This is a genomic window from Cupriavidus sp. Met-2, from assembly GCF_049843575.1.
Taxonomy (GTDB): Bacteria; Pseudomonadota; Gammaproteobacteria; order Burkholderiales; family Burkholderiaceae; genus Cupriavidus; species Cupriavidus metallidurans.
Window position 1 is genome coordinate 174,445 of record NZ_JBBHZL010000005.1, and the last position, 15,774, is coordinate 190,218.

Sequence of the window (15,774 nt, forward strand, 5' to 3'; positions counted from 1 at the left end):
TCCGCCGCTCAGGCATTGGCGCCGTCGAGGTACGGGTCGATCGAGCGCGCCGGAGCGGCAGATACACCGGTGCGGTCCAGACCTGCCAGTGTGCGGGCACCATCGAGGTACGGGTCGACCGAGCGCGCCGGATCGGCGGATACACCGGTGCGATCCAGACCTGCCAGTGTGCGGGCACCATCGAGGTACGGGTCGACCGAGCGCGCCGGATCGGCGGATACACCGGTGCGATCCAGACCTGCCAGGGTGCGGGCACCGTCGAGGTACGGGTCAATCGAGCGTGCCGGATCGGCGGATACGCCGGTGCGGTCCAGACCTGCCAGCGTGCGGGCGCCGTCGGTGAAGGTGTCAACGTTGCGTGCGCCGTCGGTGTACGGGCTGCGCGGGTCCTGCACGCCGTGCGCACCCTCGCTGTACACGTCACGTGCGTCTTGCACGGAACGGGCACCGTCCGTGAACGGGTCGCGCGCGCCGGCATGGGAAAGCCCTGCTGCCTGGACGCCTGCGGCGGCAGCGGCCAGGGCGATCGCGAAAACAAAACGCTTGGTGGTGGTCGAGGTCATGATGGTGCTCCTTGAAGTAGCGGGATCGGGTTGGTAACTGCGTGCCCCGGGATCGCTTCGTTGCAGTTCGCCGTGGGCCACGCAACGTATTCAAGGAGACCGATGTATCGCGCCCGTAGCGCAAATGTGGGGTTTCGGTGACCGCACGTATCTGCGCCGGCGCCAGATACACAGCGATACAAAACCATGCGGAAATGTGACGCGCAGGCAATGGGAGTACCGCCTCGCGCCGGGCGGGCCGGTGGCCACGATCGCTGCCGCGCCTGCCGGCCCTACCGGGGGCCATGAAACCGGACTGACCGGCTTACGGCCCCTTTCCCCCCTTGCCCTATTTGAACGTCAGCGAACCCTGCTGCCCGTTGACCGAGAAGCCGTTCACAACTTCCGACACGAATGTGACGTTACCGGAAGTATCGACACGTAGCGTCGTCTGGTCGTCCGCCAGCTTGATGCCGTTAGTGTCGAAATCACTCTCCAGGAAGGTAACCAGCAGCGTGGTGGAGGTATCGGCCGCCACGCTGAAGGATCGGACCACGGTACCGGTCTTGGTCATCTGGTCCGCGGCGGAAAATGAGGTGCCAGTGACCAGCGTCCCGGAATCGCCTGCCTGAACCGTCGCCGGATATACATAACTCGGGAACACCACGACCGGGCCTCCCAAGTCTTCCTGCACTTCGGCGAACGTTGCCGGATTCCTGAATATCGTTCGGGTTGAGGAAAATGGCGCCGACACATTGTTTGCCATGACCGTGCCACTAAGCGTTTCCGTTGTCTTCAGAACCGCCGCGCCGCTGAGCACTGCCCCGACCGCAGCAGCATCGACAAGCGTGCCGCTACCGGTCACGGCAGTGCCAGCCACTGTGCCAGTGATTGCGAAGTTGACGGAAATCCCGTTATTCACCACATTTGCCACCGCCGTTTGTAGCGGAACCGAGACAGCAACCGGCATCGGATTGTTATTGCCGCCGCCCCCGCTGTCGCCGCCCCCACCACCGCAGGCGCCCAATGCCATCGTCAAGGCAATGGCCACAAATATTCTTCGGGCAGGGTTCATCGCCACCTCCTGACAGACCAGATTGAACAGTTTTTTATCCCCATCCTGTTATTTCACTATATGGAGGTGAATACGAATCTCAATGCACTACAAATTTAATGAGATCTGTCTGGTTTTTATTATGTATCGCCATCGAAACGATTATTAAGATGGGCTGATCGAATATGGCGTGCCAAATTCCCGGAAGACAGTTGCCGGGTTTCGGATATTGTCGCGCTCGCTCCAAAGGTGCCGCTTGCCTGACCAATTCCGCGGGTCGAGGCGCGTTCGCAAACCGGCTTCCTCGCCACTGGGCATCAGACGCAGACCTTGACATCTAATTCTCTTTTTACAATAATTAACTTACTTTCATTCTCATATGGAGAACATCGCGTGAGCGATGTGAAGGCAACGTGGAACTGGCCGAACTGGAGATCTTTCGCGCGGTGGCCCGGGAACAGAGCATCACCCGGGCGGCGCGCGTGCTGGACAGGGTGCAATCCAACGTCACCACGCGCGTGAAGCAGCTCGAGGAAAGCCTCGGCGTCGCGCTGTTCCAGCGTGACAGCAAGAAGATGACCTTGACGCCTGAAGGCCAGCGGCTGCTTGGCTATGCCGAACAGATGCTGGCGCTGGCCGAGGAAGCCCGCCAATCGATGCGCGCCGATACGCCGAGTGGCACGCTTCGCGTGGGGTCCATGGAGAGTTCCGCCGCCACCCTGCTGCCGAAGCCACTCGGGCGCTATCACGCCGCCTGGCCCGACGTCGAACTCGATCTGACGACGGGTACCACGCAGAGCCTTGTCGACGCCGTGCTGGATCGCCGTCTGGACTGCGCGGTGGTCGCGCACCCTGGCAAGGGCGCCGCGCGCGATCTCGATATCGCGGAGATGGGCGCCGGACTGGAAGGCACGTTCATCCGGACCGAGGAACTGGTGCTCGTGCTGCCGGCCACGCATCCGAAGGTGCGCGATCCGCAGGACGTAACGTTGCGCCACCTCGCCGCGTTCGCGCGTGGCTGCACATACCGCCGCTGCGCCGAGGAATGGCTGGAGGAAGGCGGCGACGAGGTACGCCGCTCGCTGTCGGTCATGGAGATGCCGTCCTACCACGCGATCCTCGCATCCGTGGCAGCCGGGTCGGCGGTGGGGATCGTGCCTCGCGCGTTGCTGGCATTGCATCCCGACCATGCCGAATTCCAGACCGTACCGGTCAGGCCCGCCCACACGTTCCTGGTCAAGCGCGCCGGATTCACCACGTCGGCCTTCGAAGCATTCCAGCGGGAGTTGCGTCATGTCTGATTGCCTGCATTCCCCGCACCCGTCTTCGGTCGCGCGCGCCAGTAGCCATGCCACGCCGGCATCGTGGCAAGAACCCGTCGCCGCCGCGCTGGCGCTGGCCGTAGTCATGGGCTTCGGCCGCTTCGCGTTCACCGGCATGTATCCGCTGATGGTCCAGGAGGGGGTCATGTCCGTTGGCACCGGCTCGCTCGCGGCCTCCGCCAACTACGCGGGCTATCTGGCCGGCGCGCTGCTTGCCACGAAGATCCCGGCACGCACGGCCAGCGACTGGACGCGCGCCGCGCTCGTTGCCACCGTCCTGTGCATCCTCGTGCTCGCCGCGCCCATTCCGCCTGCGGTTTTCGTGGCGCTGCGCTTCCTCGCGGGCGTGGCCAGCGCCGTGGGCCTTGTCTGTGCCTCGGTCTGGCTACTGCACGTCGTGGGCCATCACAATGGCGCCCCGCTACTCTTTGCTGGCGTGGGCACCGGCATCGCGGTTTCGGCCGAGCTGATCGCGCTCGGCAATCTGTCGACACCGGGTAGCAGCGTGCTGTGGCTGGTGCTGACAGTGGGCGCGCTGGCGCTGTCGGTGCTGGCATGGCGGCCGATCCGCCGGCCGTCGGCGCAGGCCGCCACGGCTTCGGCGGCGCACCAGCGTCGGCCCCTGCACGCGCTGGGCGCGTGGCCGCTGGTCGCCAGCTATGGCCTGGCAGGTCTTGGCTACATCATCACCGCAACCTATCTGCCGCTGCTGATCCACGGCGCGCTCCACGACGTCAATCCACTTCACATCTGGGCCATGTTCGGGCTGGCAGCGGTGCCCTCCTGCTTCCTGTGGCACGCAGTGCACGAACGGCTGGGCACGCGGCGCGCCATGCAATGGAATCTCGTGGTCCAGGCGGTAGGTGTGGCGCTGCCGGCCATCAATCACTCTGCGGCCGCCTATCTGGCGAGCGCGGTGCTGGTTGGCGGCACGTTCGTCGGCACCGTGACCATCGCCGTACCCGCCGCCCGACACGCGGCGCATCTGGTCCGCTTCAATCTGGTGGCGGCAATGACCGCCGCCTACGGCGTGGGCCAGATCGCGGGGCCGCTGATGGCCTCAGCCCTGATGTCTCACGGCGGCAGCTTCAACGGCGCGATGGAGATCGCCTCCGCCGCCCTGCTGATCGCCGCCGGCATCTGCGAGATCCGCCAGACCGGCCAGACCGGCCAGACCCACCAGACCCATTCGTAAGCTCGACACGCCAACCGGGGAATCCGCCATGAACACCACCTCCCGCAGCCCGCGCCAGAACCTGCTCGCGCGCCTCAACCTCTCCACACCGATCATTCAGGCGCCCATGGCCGGCGTCAGCACACCGGCCATGGCGGCCGCCGTTTCCGAAGCGGGCGGCCTGGGCTCGCTGGGTGTCGGCGCGATGAACGTGGAAGGCGCGCGCAAAGCGATCCGCGAAACCCGCGCGCTGACCAGCAAGCGGTTCAACATCAACCTGTTCTGCCATGTCCCCGACGCGGCCGATGCGGCGCGCGAGCGCGCCTGGCTCGAATACCTCGCGCCGGAATTCAAGAAGTTCGGCGCCGCCGCGCCTGCCAGCCTGAACGAGATCTACAAGACATTCCTGACCGACGAGGCCATGTTCCAGATGCTGCTGGAGGAAAAGCCCGCCGTGGTGAGCTTCCACTTCGGGCTTCCCGCGCAGGAGAAGATCGACGCGCTGCGCGCGGCGGGCATCGTGCTGCTGGCCAGCGCCACATCGTTGCGGGAGGCGCGACTGATCGAAGCGGCGGGCATCGATGCGATCGTGGCGCAAGGTATCGAAGCCGGCGGCCATCGCGGCCTGTTCGATGCATACGGCGAAGACGAGGGACTGGGGACACTGGCACTGGTGCGCGTGCTGGTCGAGCGCACCAGCCTGCCCATCATTGCGGCAGGCGGCATCATGGACGGCGCGGGCATTGCGGCGGTACTGGCGCTGGGCGCGCAGGCCGCGCAACTTGGCACGGCATTCGTCGGCACCCAGGAATCGTCCGCCGATGCCGCTTATCGCGCCGCATTGGCTGCCGCATTTACCGCTGAACAGCCGCGCCCGACCACCTTCACGCAGGCCATCTCGGGCCGCACCGCCCGCGGCTTCGCGAACCGGCTTACCGCGCTGGGCGCCGCAGCCGGCGCGCCAGCCACCCCCGGCTATCCCATGACCTACGACGCCGGCAAGGCGCTGCACGCCGCGGCCAAGGCCAGTGGCAACAGCGACTATGCCGCGCAGTGGGCCGGCCAGGCAGTGCCCCTGGCCAGGGCGATGCCTGCGGCGGAACTGGTTGCCACGTTGACGGCGGAACTGAAAGCAACGCTGGAGCGGCTGAGCGGGTTGAAGGCGGTGCTGGGGTAAGAGGGAGGGATCAGGATCGGGCCGGACGGAGGCCCCCCGTTCGCGCCGGTTCCCTGTCATTCGCCCCCAAATTCCGTCGATTCGGCCCATGCCCATGGCACTGGCACGTGCAGTGGCCTATACATGACGCACCAACACAACCCGCACAATCCACAAAGCGAGGTCACTCATGCGTCAGGAATCCATGCGCCCGCCCTTCCCTCCCTCCGACGACAACGCCTGGGCCTATTGGCGCGCCCGCCGCATGGTGCGGGCGCTGCGCGGCTGGTATATCCACCTGCTGGTCTATGTGCTGGTCAATGGCTGGCTGTGGTTCCGCTTCTACTACTTCGGCTCGCCGTCGTGGTCGCACTACCAGACCACGGGCTGGCCGTGGCCGCTGAGCACTACGCTCGGATGGGGGCTGGCGCTGGCGATCCACGGCGGGCTGGTCTGGATGCGCCTGTCGCGCTGGGGCCGCGACTGGGAAGCGCGCAAGATCCAGGAGTTCATGGATCGCCACTGAGCCCAGGCTTCCAGGCAGGCGCTACATCTGCCTGAAGCGGTGCACATACGCACGCGATACCGGCAGTTCGGTATCGCTGTCGCGTATCCGCACGAACAGCCGGCCGCTCTCGTCGCGGCGCGTGCCGGCGACGCATTCCATATTGACGATGGTCGAGCGGTGGACCTGCCAGAACACGTCGGGGTCCAGGCCCTCGGCCAGTTCCGCCAATGGTGTGCGGATCAAGTGCTCGCCGTCGCGCGTATGCACCACCACGTACTTGTCGTCGCTGTGGAAGTACATCACCTCCTGGATCGGCACATGGCTCGTGGTGTTGCCACGGCTGGCGCGCACCCAGCGCAGCAGGCCGCCACCTTCGGCGCGTGGCTGGCCGCGCGTGAGCTGGCTCAGCAGCTGCGCCAGTTCCGGCATCGGCGCCGCATCCTGGAAGGCCTTGCGCAGCCGCTCCACGGTACGGGCCAGGCGCTCGTCCGTCACCGGCTTGACCAGATAGTCGACCGCCGCGCGATCGAAAGCATCGAGCGCGAACTCGTCGTATGCGGTGACAAACACCAGCCGGGTATCGGTTTCGATACCCTGCGCCACCTCCAGCCCGGACATGCCCGGCATCTTGATATCGAGAAAGGCGACATCGGGCGCCAGACGCGCGATCGACGCCGCCGCCTCCACGCCGTTCGCGGCCTCTCCCACGATTTGCAGTTCCGGCCACAGGCGGGCCAGCTTGCCGCGCAGGTGGGCGCGCAGGTGTTCCTCGTCGTCTGCGATCAACGCCGTAGGGGCGGTGGACATCATGCGGTGTCTCCGGTTCGGAATGCGCGGGGCAGCGGGATCTCGATCAGTACGGCGGTCCCCGGTGACCGCTCCTCGATACGCACGTGGGCGTCACCGTCATACAGCACGGCCAGCCGCTCGCGCAGGTTCGACAGGCCCACGCCGGACCCGGCCTTGGGATGAAAGCCCATGCCGTCATCCTCGATCGTCGCCAACATGCGCGGCCCGCGCGACTCCAGCGTGATCCGCAGATGGCCACCTTCGATCTTCGGTTCCAGCCCATGCTTGATGGCGTTCTCCACCACGGGCTGCAGCAGCATCGGCGCCAGCGGCGCGGTGTCGAGCGAGGGATCGACCTCGATCGTGTATTGCAGCCGGTCGCCCATGCGGATTTTCAGCAACGCCAGGTAATCGCGCAGCAGCTTGGCCTCCTGCGCCACCGTGCCTTGCGTGGCGCGGCTGGCCGCCAGTGACGCGCGCAGGTAGGCAATGAAATGCTCGAGCATCAGCGTGGCTTTCTGCGGCGCCGGCTCGATCAGGCTGACCACGTTGGCCAGCGTATTGAACAGGAAGTGCGGCTCGATCTGGGCCTGCAGCAGGCGCATCTGCGCTTCCACGAGCTGCTTTTCCGTGGAGATCGTGCGCACCTGCTCGCGCGCCATGAACTCGGCGATCTTTCGTTCTTCCCAGCTACGGCCGAGCAGACCCACGCGGCTCCACGTCATCATGCCGTGTATCGCCAGCGCGATTCCCCAACCCATAAGCGGCCCGCCTGACCACGGCCGGTGCGGCGACGTCACCAGGTTGATGGTGATCAGCATCGCATTGACCGTCACGTAGACCAGTGCGTGCATGTAGAAGAAGCGCAGCGCGCGCACGCGACGGCGCGCATCGTTGTAGGCGCGCTGCTCGGAGGCGGTTCGCCAGAGTTCGGGGTCTGCGGGGCGCACGGTTGAATGGGTGGTTCGGATGGTCGGGGACGCGGAATGCTGCGAGGTTACCACCGGCTCCCGCCGGAAGGCATCGGACGTCTCGCGGATGAACCGAAAGGCGGCGCCAATGGCCGCTGGCCGGCGCGACTTGCGACACCCGCCGACTTGCGACACCCGCCACTTGCGCGGATGATGGCGGGTGCCTGCCGCATCGCAACATGCACCGCTTCCGGAGACCTTCGCCCCCATGTCCGCCCCCATGTCCGCCCCCATGCCTGCCCCTGTGTCCACGCCCACCGCCACCCTGAGCACTTCCTCGCCCTCGCCACTCGATCTCGCGCTGCTGCGCCAGTCGATCGCCCTGTCCGAAGATTCGAAGCAGCGTGGCCGCCATCCGTTCGCGGCGCTGGTGGCCGATGCCCAGGGCAATGTCATCGTCACGGCCGGCAACAACTCGATGCCGCCCGAAGGCGACCCCACGCAGCACGCCGAACTGGTGGCCGCTGCTCGCGCGGCAAAGCTGCTCACGCCAGCCCAGCTAGCGGATTGCACGCTCTACACCAGCGCCGAGCCCTGCTGCATGTGCGCGGGTGCGATCTACTGGACCGGCATCGGGCGCGTGGTCTACGCGCTGTCGGAACATGCGCTGCTGGGCCTGACCGGCGATCATCCGGAGAATCCAACGTTCTCATTGCCATGCCGCGAGGTATTCGCGCGCGGACAGCGTCAGGTCGTCGTGCTTGGACCGATGCTGGAAGACGAAGCTGCAGCGCCGCATATCGGGTTCTGGGTGCCGCATGCGTGAATGGGCCTGAGCCCGGCGATTCAAGCCTGATCGACGCCAGCCTGCGCGATCTCCCCGGCTTCGGCACGCAGGCACGCCATCAGTTGCGTAGCGCCCGGCGCCAGTCGCCGGTCCCGCAGCGTGATCAGGCCGACCGGGGGCAAATCCACCTCCACCGGCATCGCCAGCACGCGGAATCTCCCTTCGGCCTCAAGCTGGCGGCCTACCGTCCGCGCGACAAAGCCGACCGCCTGCCGCCGCGCCACGAACGTGGTCACCGCCAGATACGAAGACGACTCCACCCGATCCACCGGGGGTTCGAATCCATGCCGGAAGAACGCCTGCTCGATCTTGACCCGCAGTGAAGCCCAGGGCGGCGGCAGCACCAGCGGGCCGCGCGCCAGATCCGCCCAGCCGGGGCGCTTCTTGCGGGCCAGCGGGTGGTCGGTGGCGACGATGGCAACCATCGGCTCGTCATAGAGCGGTTCGGTCACGAGATCCGGCGCCGCATAGGCTGGCTCCAGCCGCCCGACGATCACGTCGAGCTCCGACAGCCGCAACCGTGGCAGCAGGTGCGTGAGATCGCCCTCTTCGATCAGCACCGTGGCACGCGCCGACTGCTGCTTGAGACGCGCCACCGCGCCGGCCAGCAACACCGGCAGCGTCGCCCCCATCGACCCCACGCGCACACGGCCTGACGCACCGCTGGCCACGGCCTCGATCTCGTCACGCGTGACTTCGTACTGGGCCAGCACGGAACGGGCAAAGCGCACCAGCGCCTCACCGGCTGGCGTCGGCTCGGTCCCGCGCGTGGAGCGCGTGAACAGCGCCATACCCATCATCTTCTCGACCTCCATCAGCACCTTCGACACCGCCGGCTGGCTGACCGCCAGGAACTCCGCAGTGCGGCCCAGATGGCGGAATTCGTCCAGCGCCACAAGCATCTGCAGGTGGCGTAGTTTGATGTTGGAGCGCAATGCGCGGTCGATGTGGGCCATGCTGGCGAGTCTACCTAACCATTTGGTTATGAAGCAATGCCAATTTTTGATTAGATTGTTATGGTCCGCGCCGCCACAATCGCCGGCATGGCGACTGGCAGAGCACCAGCCGCATGAACAACACCGGAGACATCATGACGCAAGGCAGGAGTTGTCCGGCAATGCGGAGTTGCGCCGGATGCTGGCCAGCCTGAACGAGCGCATTCGCTTCATCCGCTGGATCGACATGGAGAACGTGGGGCGCGATTCCACCCAGAGCGAGCACGCCGAAATCGTGGACGCGTTGAAGGCGCGCGACTGGCAACGCGCGGAGGCCCGTCTGACCTCGCATATCGCGCTACGCCGCGAGCAGATCGTCGACGCCATCAAGAAGGGCCTGGCGCGCGTCTATCTGGAGGGTGAAGCGGACTGAAGCCGATTGATGCGGATTGATGCGGATTGATGCGGGCCTCGCCGGTGGCCCATACATCCGGCGGTCAATCAGGCCGTTCGCATACTCAAGACAGCGTGGGTGGACACCATATCCGCCCAAAGCCGGGTCCGGATGCTGTTCCGTCCGGCCCGTTTGGCTTCATAGAGCAACATATCGGCAGCGGCAATCAACGCGCTTTCGGTGACCTCGGTATCGCTGGCCGAGAAATCGACGGAGAGCACCCCGATGCTGACCGTGGCGCGCATGCTCTTGCCATCGGGGCCGGGCACCTCACTGCCCGCCACCGCGGCGCGCATGTCCTCGGACAGACTGGCGGCCGACTCGAAGTCCATCTGCGGCATGACGAGCAGAAACTCCTCCCCGCCGTAGCGAACGACGCTGTCCCGTGGCTCGTGGATGCGGTCCTGCAGCAGCATGGCAACGTGCATCAGCACGGCATCGCCACCCTGGTGGCCGTGGTTGTCGTTGACGCGCTTGAAATGGTCGATATCGCAAACCATCAGCGTCAGCCAGCGACGCTCGGCGCGAGCCCGCTCCAGCACCTGCGGCAGCAGCGTCGTGTGCAGATGCCGCCGGTTGAAGCAGGCTGTGAGATGGTCGCGGATGGATAGCGCCTTCAATGTACTGAGCGCCCGATACTCGTCGCGCCACAGCCGGTGATAGCGGCGCGCCGCGATGATGCCGAAGCTGTTGGTCAGCAGCAGAAGCATCGCCATCGTGACTTCGTCGGAGAACCTCGACTCCCCCCTTATCACGGCCAGCGCGATGAAGGCCGCCGTCGCGCCAAGGGCGATGCCAATCGCGGTGATGAGCCGATTTGGGATGAAGACGTAGATGACGATCAGCATGATGCAGAGCGACATCGCGTGCCAGGGCAACTCGCCGGGACGGAACCAGACGACCAGCATGAAGATCGCCATCCCGACGACCTCCGCCGCGCTGGCCACGGCCCGGTGGGCCAGCACCGACTCAGTTTTCCGGCGAATCAGATACAGACCGCCGCAGGCAGTCAGCGCAACGGTGATTCGCCCCAGCAGCAGCACGAGGAACGACGTCCCATAGCCCAGCGCGGCCAGATCGGTCAGGGAAAAGGCCAGATAAAACAGCGAACAGAACACCAGGGTGACCCGCAACGACGCCCGCGTGGTCCGCAGATGGTGTTGCTGAAACTCCCGCTCGAGCCCCGGATCCGAGAACTCGACCCGAACCGGATCAACAACGAAACTCATTTCGACGTCTGCTTCGGACATAAGCGCGTGGGTGACCAGTCGGCCCGGCGGTCATTGAATGTGCGCCATTGTCTCCTATTACAGCCTGGCAGCCGGAAAGAATCCTCAATCCTTGATCTGCCTGGCAGAAGCCCGCGACCTGTCAGATCAGCTCGCGATACAGCACTGACAGCGATTCGCTACCGGGAGCGCCTTCGCGCCACATGCGCGCAGCAAAGGCGTCCTCGAACTCCTCGGTGCCTTCCTCGAACATGTCGTAGACGTTGTCGTGCGACAGCCCCTTCTCCAACACCATCAACGCGGCGTCAACGGCCTTGCGGGCGCGCTCCGGCAGTTGCGGCTGCAGCGCCCTCAGGGCAGCAATCTCGGCTTGCACCTGCTCTTCGGTCTTCATCGTCATGTCGTATTTCCATAGTGTTGGCGGCAGTCGCGCCGGTGGGCATTATGCAACGGGATCGGGCCGGGCAATCGGGGCGCTTGCCCGGCCCGGACGATACGCGGACCCGTGTGCCGTGTCAGCCGCTCGGCGCGCCCAGGCGATACCCCCCTTATTCATTCCCCAGTTCCCTTGCGGCACGCATTACACTTAGCCTGCCGCGTGGCGATCGGGCGACTTCACCCGTGAGCCGGCGCCGCTCGACTTCTGCTTGCTCTACCCCAACAAGGAGATTTGTCATGGCTACCGCGCCCAATCCGTTCACCGATATCACCAAACTGCTGGAACAGTACAAGCTCCCCGGCGTCGACATGACTTCGATCATCGAAGCGCGGCGCAAGGATATCGAAGCCCTCGCGGAGGCCAACAGGATTGCCTATGAGGGCATGCAGGCACTCGTGCAGAAGCAGACTGAAATCCTGAGCAAGAGCATGCAGGAGATTCAGGCCACGGCCCAGAAGATGGCCACGAGTGGCAATCCCGCAGAGGCCATGACCAGGCAGGGCGAATTGGTACAGCAAGGCTTGCAGACAGCCTTCAACAACATGCGCGAACTGGCGGAAATGGCACAGAAATCGCAAGCCGAGGCACTGGCCGTGATCACCAAGCGTGCCGAGCAGAGCATCGCGGAAGCAAAAAGCCTGATGAAGCCGGCGGGCAAGTAGCCCCCTGGCCGCGAAGCCCGGCCTGACCGGTCGGGCCCGCCGGCCCGGAAGCGTCAACGTCTGATCGGACTGGAATACGGCATCAACATGGAGGACCGACTGGTGGCAGGCACCTAGTCCTGCGCGCCATTGCCTCCCGTTCGCCCCGCCTCGCCATCAATGCGCATCCGCGGCAGGAACTGCGGATATTCGCGCTGCATGAAGTCGATCAGCCCCTCACGCACGACGCAGCGAAGATCCCACGCCAAGCCCGAGGATGCAGCGGTGCACAGCACGCGAATCTGCATCGTGCGTTCCGTTGCGTCGGTCACCACCAGGTTGAAAAACCGCCGATCCCACTGGGGCGCGTTGTTCACGATGCGCTCCAGCTCCTTGCGCAGCGGCGCCAGCGGCATCCCGTAGTCGACATGGAAGAACACCGAGCCCAGTAGCTGGGAGTTGTTGCGGGTCCAGTTCTGAAATGGCTTTTCGATGAAGTACTGCAGCGGGATGATCAGGCGCCGCTCGTCCCAAATCCGCAGCACCACGTACGTCGCCGTGATTTCCTCGACTCGGCCCCACTCGCCTTCGACGATCAGCACATCGTCGAGCCGGATCGGCTGCGTCAATGCAAGCTGCAACCCCGCGATCATATTGCTGAACACCGTCTTGCCAGCCAGGCCGGCGACCAGCCCGACCACACCTGCCGAGGCCAGCAGGCTGGCGCCGACCTGCCTCGCGCCGGGAAACGTCATCAGCAACATCGCCGCCCCGATCACCACCACCAACGCCATCGCGATGCGCGAGAGCACGCGTGTCTGGGTATGGATGCGGCGGGCATTCATGTTGTCCTCGACATCCACGGGGTGCCGGTCCAGCACGCCCTGCGCGAAGCCGGCAATGACCCGCGCCACGAGCCATGTCATGGCAGCGATCAACAGCAGGCCATTAACATGCCGCACATTGTCGATCCAGCGCAGTTCGTCCGGGGCGGCCTGCCATACAGTCTGCAATACAAGCAGCAGCAGAACCGCCTTCGACGGGACCCGCGCCTTGACGACCATGGGATGGAGTATCTGGGCGGAACGCGTGATCCGCAGTAGCAGCAGGCTGCCGATGCGATGTGCCAGCAGCACGACAACGACCGCAACCAGGGCCGCCGTCCACGTGCCAAACCACGGGTGATCGAGAAGAAGAGGAAGATTCATCGGCGTCCTTCATCAGGGGAGGCGTGATGCCGGTTACGAAGTAACCGACACGACGAATGGACAGAAGTTTCACCGATGTTGTCTGCGCTCCACAGACTTTGCGACGCAAGCATCGCACCACGCCTGGTACTTGGCGCGGCGCACGCTGGCCATGCAACCGATCAACGGATCAGCTGATACACCAGCCGCGCGGCAACGCGGGCGCTCTGGCCGTCACGGTCGAACTGCGGATTGAACTCCGCAAGGTCTGCCGCGCGCAGCTTGCCGCTACCCCACACGTGCGTGACGATGGCCTCGATCACGCTGATCGGCACGCCATACGCCGCAGGCGCGGAGACACCGGGCATGACGGCTGCCGGAAGCACATCGAGATCGATCGTCAGGTAGACATGCGCGGCCTGCGCCAGCATCGCGTCGATCTCGGCCAGCCTGTTGTCGAGATGGCGTTCCTGCATCTCCGTGTCTTCAACGTAGCGCACGCCCAGCGCCTGAGCGTGGGCAAACAGCGATGCAGTGTTGCCGAGCCGGCTGACGCCGAGACACGCATAGTCAAACGGCTGCCCTGCGGCACGGCACGCCTCCGCAATCTGGTCGAACGGTGTGCCGGAACTGCCGGGCCGCGCAGTGCGCAAATCGAAATGCGCATCGAGGTTGAGGATCAGGACGCGGCCCGCGTCGCCCGCCGTATCCAGATGTGCCCTGAGACCCTGCCAGGTGCCCCAGGCCACTTCGTGCCCGCCACCGAGCACGATTGGCAGCGCGCCACGGTCCAGTTGCGCCCTGACGACTTCACCGAGCGCCCGCTGCGCAACTTCAAGCGCATCGCCCTCGCAGCGCACGTCACCGGCATCGTAGAGCGCGGCCACGTCATGTACCGGCAGGCTGGCCAGGGCGCGTCGAATGCCGCGCGGGCCATCGGCCGCACCAACACGACCCTGGTTACGCCTGACGCCTGCGTCGCACGCGAAGCCAATCAGCACAGTCGCACCGGCCAGATCGTCGCTGGCCGCTACGGCCAGCGGCTGGACGATATTGAACAGCCGCCGCGTATCCCCGCGCTCACCGGTATCGGCGCGCCCCTGCCAGACCGCATCAAGGGCCTCGGCTTGCGTCAATGCCGTCATTTGCCGCACGTCCGTTTCACGAAACACTGGTTTCCCGGGCGAGCAGCGCGTCCGCCTTCGGCTTGGCCCGCAGGAACCAGGCCAGCGACAGCAGCACGACCCAGCCCGCGCCAACGTACAGAGCCACGCGCGTGTCCTCGACATACCCCAGCACGCCGATCACGAACAGCATGAAGGCGATCGCCAGCGCCGGACCGACCGGCCACAGCGGCACCTTGAACTTGAGGGCGCGAACCTCTTCGGCCGACAGGCGGCGTCGCATGGCAACCTGCGACAGCAGGATCATCAGCCAGACCCACACGGTGGCGAAGGTCGCAATCGACGCGATGATCACAAACACCTGCTCGGGGATCAGGTAGTTCAGCACCACACCGCCGAGCAAGGCAGCAGCCATCGCCAGCACTGTCACCCAGGGCACGCCATGACGCGAGGTGGTGGCGAACAGGCGCGGCGCCTGGCCCTGCTCCGCCATGCCATACATCATGCGGCCTGCGCCAAAGATATTGCTGTTGATCGCCGAGATGGCGGCCGAGATGACGATCAGGTTGAGCACTGCCGCAGCCGATTTGATCCCCAGCCCGGAGAAGATTTGCACGAACGGGCTGCCCTGGCTACCGATGCCGGTCCAAGGGAAGATGGCCATCAGCACGGTCATCGTCAGCACGTAGAACAGCAGGATACGGGCGGGCACGGCGTTGATGGCGCGCGGAATCACCTTCTCCGGATTCTGGGCTTCGCCGCCAGTGATGCCGATGATCTCGATGCCGCCGTAGGCAAACATCACCACCGCCAGTGACGCGATCAACCCGCCCGCGCCGTGCGGCAGGAAGCCGCCATGCGCCCACAGATTGGTCAAGCCCGGCGAATGCTCGCCATTCATCTTCACGCCGAGGAACAGGATCAGCGTGCCGCCGATGATCATCGCCGCGATGGCCAGGATCTTCACCAACGCCAGCCAGAACTCGAGCTCGCCGAACACCTTCACATTGCACAGGTTCAGCCCGCAGATCAGCATGACGATGCCGAGCACCCATATCCATTGCGGCACCTCAGGGAACCAGAACCCCATGTAGATACCGAATGCGGTCACGTCCGCCAGACAGACGATGATCATCTCGAGGATGTAGGTCCATCCGGTAAGAAAGCCCGCGAGCGGCCCCAGGTACTCGCTGGCGTAGCGGCCGAACGAGCCGGTCACCGGCTCGCGCACAGCCATCTCGCCCAGCGCGCGCATGACCATGTAGACCGCCGCGCCGCCCACGATGTACGCCAGGATAACGGCCGGGCCGGCCAGCTGGATCGCCGATGCCGAACCGTAGAACAGGCCCGTGCCGATGGCCGAGCCGAGCGCGAGAAAGCGGATATGCCGCGCGCTCAGATTGCGTTGCAGGTTTTTCAAGCTGTCTCCAGAAGGATGTCTAGATTGGGACCGAAGGCCCAT

16 protein-coding genes and 1 pseudogene are annotated in these 15,774 nt (G+C 65.2%); 7 read left to right on the top strand and 10 right to left on the bottom strand.

What is annotated here, in order from left to right; translation table 11 throughout:
• Positions 1-8 precede the first annotated feature (8 nt).
• Entirely contained in the window at positions 9-563 is a 555-nt protein-coding gene (locus WD006_RS13355; protein ID WP_060784795.1) for a hypothetical protein, read from the bottom strand.
• Positions 564-891: 328 nt separating this feature from the next.
• Positions 892-1,617, bottom strand: coding sequence for a hypothetical protein (locus WD006_RS13360; RefSeq protein ID WP_141192927.1), 726 nt, complete (start codon positions 1,615-1,617; stop codon positions 892-894).
• A gap of 392 nt (positions 1,618-2,009) precedes the next feature.
• Between WD006_RS13360 and WD006_RS13365 the strand changes: the two genes are divergently transcribed.
• From WD006_RS13365 to WD006_RS13380, 4 genes are all read left to right on the top strand, one after another.
• Positions 2,010-2,897 carry a LysR substrate-binding domain-containing protein gene (locus WD006_RS13365; protein ID WP_029306463.1) on the top strand — a complete coding sequence of 296 codons (888 nt, stop codon included), beginning with the start codon at positions 2,010-2,012 and terminating at the stop codon, positions 2,895-2,897.
• Complete coding sequence (locus tag WD006_RS13370; RefSeq protein ID WP_029306464.1) at positions 2,890-4,113, top strand: YbfB/YjiJ family MFS transporter; 1,224 nt, start codon at positions 2,890-2,892, stop codon at positions 4,111-4,113. Before WD006_RS13365 ends, WD006_RS13370 begins: the two co-directional genes overlap by 8 nt.
• Before the next feature lie 28 nt (positions 4,114-4,141).
• On the top strand, positions 4,142-5,269 hold the full coding sequence (locus tag WD006_RS13375; RefSeq protein WP_035831917.1) for an NAD(P)H-dependent flavin oxidoreductase: 1,128 nt from the start codon (positions 4,142-4,144) through the stop codon (positions 5,267-5,269).
• 169 nt (positions 5,270-5,438) lie between these two features.
• A complete protein-coding gene (locus WD006_RS13380) occupies positions 5,439-5,774 on the top strand; it encodes a 2TM domain-containing protein (RefSeq protein ID WP_029306466.1) in 336 nt (111 codons plus the stop codon).
• 21 nt (positions 5,775-5,795) lie between these two features.
• Here WD006_RS13380 and WD006_RS13385 read toward each other — a convergent pair whose 3' ends face one another.
• Together WD006_RS13385 and WD006_RS13390 are read right to left on the bottom strand one after the other, a co-directional pair.
• Complete coding sequence (locus tag WD006_RS13385) at positions 5,796-6,566, bottom strand: LytR/AlgR family response regulator transcription factor (protein ID WP_017511825.1); 771 nt, start codon at positions 6,564-6,566, stop codon at positions 5,796-5,798.
• On the bottom strand, positions 6,563-7,423 hold the full coding sequence (locus WD006_RS13390; protein ID WP_268744982.1) for a sensor histidine kinase: 861 nt from the start codon (positions 7,421-7,423) through the stop codon (positions 6,563-6,565). Before WD006_RS13390 ends, WD006_RS13385 begins: the two co-directional genes overlap by 4 nt.
• A 325-nt stretch (positions 7,424-7,748) precedes the next feature.
• On the opposite strand from WD006_RS13390, the gene WD006_RS13395 reads away from it, so the two are divergent.
• On the top strand, positions 7,749-8,282 hold the full coding sequence (locus WD006_RS13395; protein WP_051722946.1) for a nucleoside deaminase: 534 nt from the start codon (positions 7,749-7,751) through the stop codon (positions 8,280-8,282).
• A gap of 20 nt (positions 8,283-8,302) precedes the next feature.
• Here WD006_RS13395 and WD006_RS13400 read toward each other — a convergent pair whose 3' ends face one another.
• Positions 8,303-9,259 (bottom strand): LysR substrate-binding domain-containing protein, encoded by a 957-nt coding sequence (locus tag WD006_RS13400; protein ID WP_029306469.1) that lies wholly within the window; start codon positions 9,257-9,259, stop codon positions 8,303-8,305.
• A 64-nt stretch (positions 9,260-9,323) separates the two neighbouring features.
• On the opposite strand from WD006_RS13400, the pseudogene WD006_RS13405 reads away from it, so the two are divergent.
• Positions 9,324-9,671: pseudogene (locus WD006_RS13405) on the top strand (FCD domain-containing protein); the annotation flags it as partial.
• 68 nt (positions 9,672-9,739) lie between these two features.
• On the opposite strand, the gene WD006_RS13410 reads toward WD006_RS13405, so the two are convergent.
• Both WD006_RS13410 and WD006_RS13415 read right to left on the bottom strand, forming a co-directional pair.
• Positions 9,740-10,921: a GGDEF domain-containing protein gene (locus WD006_RS13410; protein WP_035831923.1), complete on the bottom strand. Its 1,182-nt coding sequence runs from the start codon at positions 10,919-10,921 to the stop codon at positions 9,740-9,742.
• A 142-nt stretch (positions 10,922-11,063) separates the two neighbouring features.
• Entirely contained in the window at positions 11,064-11,321 is a 258-nt protein-coding gene (locus WD006_RS13415) for a hypothetical protein (protein ID WP_011519455.1), read from the bottom strand.
• 275 nt (positions 11,322-11,596) lie between these two features.
• Between WD006_RS13415 and WD006_RS13420 the strand changes: the two genes are divergently transcribed.
• Positions 11,597-12,022 (top strand): phasin family protein, encoded by a 426-nt coding sequence (locus tag WD006_RS13420; protein ID WP_029306509.1) that lies wholly within the window; start codon positions 11,597-11,599, stop codon positions 12,020-12,022.
• A 113-nt stretch (positions 12,023-12,135) separates the two neighbouring features.
• Here the strand turns inward: WD006_RS13420 and WD006_RS13425 are convergent, their stop codons facing one another.
• The 3 genes from WD006_RS13425 to WD006_RS13435 form a co-directional block, all read right to left on the bottom strand.
• Positions 12,136-13,209 carry a mechanosensitive ion channel family protein gene (locus tag WD006_RS13425; protein ID WP_029306510.1) on the bottom strand — a complete coding sequence of 358 codons (1,074 nt, stop codon included), beginning with the start codon at positions 13,207-13,209 and terminating at the stop codon, positions 12,136-12,138.
• Between the two features lie 161 nt (positions 13,210-13,370).
• Positions 13,371-14,333, bottom strand: a complete 963-nt coding sequence (hutG, locus tag WD006_RS13430) for a formimidoylglutamase (protein ID WP_029306511.1) — start codon at positions 14,331-14,333, stop codon at positions 13,371-13,373.
• A 16-nt stretch (positions 14,334-14,349) separates the two neighbouring features.
• Positions 14,350-15,732 carry an amino acid permease gene (locus tag WD006_RS13435; RefSeq protein ID WP_029306512.1) on the bottom strand — a complete coding sequence of 461 codons (1,383 nt, stop codon included), beginning with the start codon at positions 15,730-15,732 and terminating at the stop codon, positions 14,350-14,352.
• Between the last annotated feature and the right edge of the window lie 42 nt (positions 15,733-15,774).

What these genes read in the sequence shown, in the direction of transcription:
- hutG (WP_029306511.1), bottom strand. Translation starts at nt 14,333, where the DNA reads ATGACGGCATTGACGCAAGCCGAGGCCCTTGATGCGGTCTGGCAGGGG.
- WD006_RS13410 (WP_035831923.1), bottom strand. Translation starts at nt 10,921, where the DNA reads ATGAGTTTCGTTGTTGATCCGGTTCGGGTCGAGTTCTCGGATCCGGGG.
- WD006_RS13415 (WP_011519455.1), bottom strand. Translation starts at nt 11,321, where the DNA reads ATGACGATGAAGACCGAAGAGCAGGTGCAAGCCGAGATTGCTGCCCTG.
- WD006_RS13375 (WP_035831917.1), top strand. Translation starts at nt 4,142, where the DNA reads ATGAACACCACCTCCCGCAGCCCGCGCCAGAACCTGCTCGCGCGCCTC.
- WD006_RS13355 (WP_060784795.1), bottom strand. Translation starts at nt 563, where the DNA reads ATGACCTCGACCACCACCAAGCGTTTTGTTTTCGCGATCGCCCTGGCC.
- WD006_RS13420 (WP_029306509.1), top strand. Translation starts at nt 11,597, where the DNA reads ATGGCTACCGCGCCCAATCCGTTCACCGATATCACCAAACTGCTGGAA.
- WD006_RS13425 (WP_029306510.1), bottom strand. Translation starts at nt 13,209, where the DNA reads ATGAATCTTCCTCTTCTTCTCGATCACCCGTGGTTTGGCACGTGGACG.
- WD006_RS13400 (WP_029306469.1), bottom strand. Translation starts at nt 9,259, where the DNA reads ATGGCCCACATCGACCGCGCATTGCGCTCCAACATCAAACTACGCCAC.
- WD006_RS13385 (WP_017511825.1), bottom strand. Translation starts at nt 6,566, where the DNA reads ATGATGTCCACCGCCCCTACGGCGTTGATCGCAGACGACGAGGAACAC.
- WD006_RS13395 (WP_051722946.1), top strand. Translation starts at nt 7,749, where the DNA reads ATGCCTGCCCCTGTGTCCACGCCCACCGCCACCCTGAGCACTTCCTCG.
- WD006_RS13380 (WP_029306466.1), top strand. Translation starts at nt 5,439, where the DNA reads ATGCGTCAGGAATCCATGCGCCCGCCCTTCCCTCCCTCCGACGACAAC.
- WD006_RS13370 (WP_029306464.1), top strand. Translation starts at nt 2,890, where the DNA reads ATGTCTGATTGCCTGCATTCCCCGCACCCGTCTTCGGTCGCGCGCGCC.
- WD006_RS13360 (WP_141192927.1), bottom strand. Translation starts at nt 1,617, where the DNA reads ATGAACCCTGCCCGAAGAATATTTGTGGCCATTGCCTTGACGATGGCA.